This window comes from Isoptericola sp. NPDC057191, assembly GCF_042670225.1.
In the GTDB taxonomy this organism is placed as follows: Bacteria; Actinomycetota; Actinomycetes; order Actinomycetales; family Cellulomonadaceae; genus Isoptericola.
Window position 1 is genome coordinate 1 of record NZ_JBHUWC010000289.1, and the last position, 2,827, is coordinate 2,827.

The 2,827-nt window shown below is 74.4% G+C and carries 4 protein-coding genes; all 4 read left to right on the forward strand.

The genetic code is table 11. The annotated features are described in order from the left end of the window. Window positions 1-123 precede the first annotated feature (123 nt). From ACFT55_RS19860 to ACFT55_RS19875, 4 genes are read left to right on the forward strand one after another with little or no spacing between them, the layout of a single operon-like run. Window positions 124-786, forward strand: a complete 663-nt coding sequence (locus ACFT55_RS19860; RefSeq protein WP_380245577.1) for a hypothetical protein — start codon at window positions 124-126, stop codon at window positions 784-786. Continuing rightward, the gene (locus tag ACFT55_RS19865) at window positions 779-1,081 is read left to right on the forward strand and encodes a transcriptional regulator (RefSeq protein WP_380245578.1); all 303 of its coding nucleotides are present in this window, start codon (window positions 779-781) and stop codon (window positions 1,079-1,081) included. Before ACFT55_RS19860 ends, ACFT55_RS19865 begins: the two co-directional genes overlap by 8 nt. Next, complete coding sequence (locus tag ACFT55_RS19870; protein ID WP_380245579.1) at window positions 1,078-1,980, forward strand: ABC transporter ATP-binding protein; 903 nt, start codon at window positions 1,078-1,080, stop codon at window positions 1,978-1,980. Before ACFT55_RS19865 ends, ACFT55_RS19870 begins: the two co-directional genes overlap by 4 nt. After that, on the forward strand, window positions 1,977-2,768 hold the full coding sequence (locus tag ACFT55_RS19875; protein WP_380245580.1) for an ABC transporter permease: 792 nt from the start codon (window positions 1,977-1,979) through the stop codon (window positions 2,766-2,768). Before ACFT55_RS19870 ends, ACFT55_RS19875 begins: the two co-directional genes overlap by 4 nt. Window positions 2,769-2,827: the final 59 nt, after the last annotated feature.

The following is a 2,827-nucleotide window of genomic DNA, read 5'->3' on the forward strand; positions in this document are numbered from 1 at the left end:
CCGGGGGTGTCCCACCAATTTTCGTACCCACAACGATCCGGGCTTCGAGGGGTTGTGCGCCGATGCCCGCCGTGCCATGCTCGGCAAACAGGTTTGCAGCACAAACTACTCTGCGAGGTTGAGATGACCAGCACCCCCGACGGGCCGGGCGACGGCGCCGGGCTCGGCGCCGCCGACTCGCTGCGGCTCATCCGCCAGCAGCAGGACCGCGCCCGCGCCGCCCTCGAGCCCGACGGCCGCGCCCTCTACGGCGCGTGGGGCGTCGCCTGGCTCGCCGGCTACCTGGTCCTGTGGTCCAGCGCGCGGGACCAGGGCCAGCCCGCGGCGTGGGCGTTCTGGGTGTTCGCGGTCGCCATCGCCGCGGCGGTCGTGTTCACCATGGTCCACACCATCAGCCGCACCGCGGGCACGCGCGGCGTCTCCGCCCGGACCGGCGCGATGTACGGGTGGTCCTGGATGCTCGGCTTCCTCACCCTCAGCGTCTTCCTCGGCGGCCTCGCCCGCGCCGGGGCGGACGGGGAGGTCATGGGCCTCGCCAGCAACGGTGGTGCGTGCCTCGTCGTGGGGCTGCTGTACCTCGGCGGCGCCGCGGCGTTCGGCGACCGCAGCCTCTTCGTCCTCGGCGCGTGGATCCTGCTGGTCGCCGCGGCCGCGACCTTCGCCGGTCTGCCCAGCACCTACCTCGTGATGGCGCTCGCGGGAGGCGGCGGGTTCCTCGTGATGGCGGGCGTCGAGCACGTGCGCACGTCGCGCCGCCGCGCGGACGCGGAGGCAGGCCGTGCCTGACGCCCTCGACCCGGTCATCCACGCGCCCGCGCGGCTGCGCGTCGTCGCGACCCTCGCGGCCCTGGGCACCGGCGACGAGCTGAGCTTCCCCAAGCTGCGCACGCTGCTCGACATGACGGCGGGCAACCTGTCCACCCACCTCCGCAAGCTCGAGGACGCCGGCTACGTCCGGGTCACCAAGACCCACGAGGGCCGCACGCCGGCCACCTATCTCGCGCTCACCCCGCAGGGTCGGCGCGCGTTCGAGGACTACACCGAAGCCCTCACCGGGCTGCTGAGAGGAGCCGGATCATGACCCGTCCGTCGGAGCGGGCTCCGGTCGTCGCGGTGCGCGGCGTGACCCGCCGATTCGGCGACGTCGTCGCGCTCGACGACGTCAGCCTCGACGTCGGTGCCGGCGAGCTCGTGGGCCTGCTCGGTCCCAACGGTGCGGGCAAGTCGACGCTGCTGTCCCTGGTCAGCGGGCAGCGCCGCCCCGACTCCGGCACGGTGCGCCTGTTGGGCGGCGACCCCCGCGACGCGGCCAGCCGGGCCGGCCTCGGCGTCACGCCGCAGGAGACCGGGCTGCCCGCCACGCTGCGGGTCCGGGAGGTGGTCGACTTCGTCGGTGGGCACTACGTCCGTCCGGTGCCGACGGGCGACCTGCTCGAGCAGTTCGGCCTCGCCGACCTCGCGCGGCGGCAGACGGGAGCCCTCTCCGGCGGGCAGAAGCGGCGCCTCGCGGTCGCGCTCGCCCTCGTCGGGCGCCCGCGCGTCGTGCTGCTCGACGAGCCCACCACCGGTCTCGACGTCGGCGCTCGCCAGGCCCTGTGGGACGCGATCCGCGCCTACCACGCGGGCGGCGGCACCGTGCTGCTGACCAGCCACTACCTCGAGGAGGTGCAGGCGCTCGCGGAGCGCGTCGTCGTCGTCGACCGCGGGGTGGTGCGGGCCGACGACTCGCTCGACGCCATCCTCCGACGCGTGGGCCTGCGGCGGGTGGCCGTGCGGTCCCGTGCGGACCTCGCCGCGTGGCCCGGCGTCGTGCGGGCCGAGCGGCGCGACGACGGCGTGCAGGAGCTGTACACCGCCGACGCGGACGCCCTCGTACGCGATCTCGTCCGCGGCGACGTCGAGTTCCACGACCTCCAGATCCGGGGCGCCAGCCTGGAGGAGGCCTTCGAGGAGATGGTGCTGCAGGAGGTGGCCCGATGACCGCGACGACGACCGCGCCCCAGGCCGGGCGTGCCCCGGGGCCGGTGCGGCTGACGTGGCTGCACCTGCGGTACCAGTTCCTCGAGACCGTGCGCGTGCCGATCGCCGTGCTCGGCAACATGCTGTTCCCCGCGCTCGCGATGTTCTTCTTCGTGGTGCCGCAGCGCGACGTCGCGCAAGACCCGCTGTGGGCGACGATGTCCGTGGCGAGCCTCGGCCTGTTCGCCGTGTGCTCGGCCAGCCTGTTCACCTACGGGCTGGGCGTGGCGGAGGACCGGCAGCTGCCGTTCGACCCCTTCCTGCGCTCCCTGCCTGCCGGGCCCGGTCCGCGCATGGTCGCGCGCATCGGCAACGGCGCGATCTTCGCGCTGTTCGGCCTGGTGCCGCTGATCCTCATCGGCTGGCTGTTCACCGCCGCGACCGTGACGGTCGGGCAGCTGCTCGCCGGGGTGGGCACGATCCTGCTGGTGTCGGTGCCGTTCGTGCTGCTCGGGATGGCGGTCGGGTACTCGTTGTCCGCGAAGGCCGCGCTGCCGGTCGTGCAGGTGGTGCTGTTCCCGCTGGCGTTCGCGGGCGGGCTGTTCCTGCCGCCGCAGGCGTTCCCGGCGTGGCTCGACGCGATCTCGCAGGCCACCCCGACCCGGGCCGGCCGCGACCTGCTGGTGCAGGCGCTCACGGGGCAGCCGGCGTACCCGGCGGCGTGGCTGGTGCTGGCCGGCTGGACGGTCCTGTTCGCCGTCCTCGCCGTCGCCGCCTACCGCCGTGACGAGGGCCGCCGCTTCCGCTGACGCGGCCCCGGGGGTGTTGTGGGCGGGCGTTTGGCCCTGTTTCGGTCGCGAAACAGGGC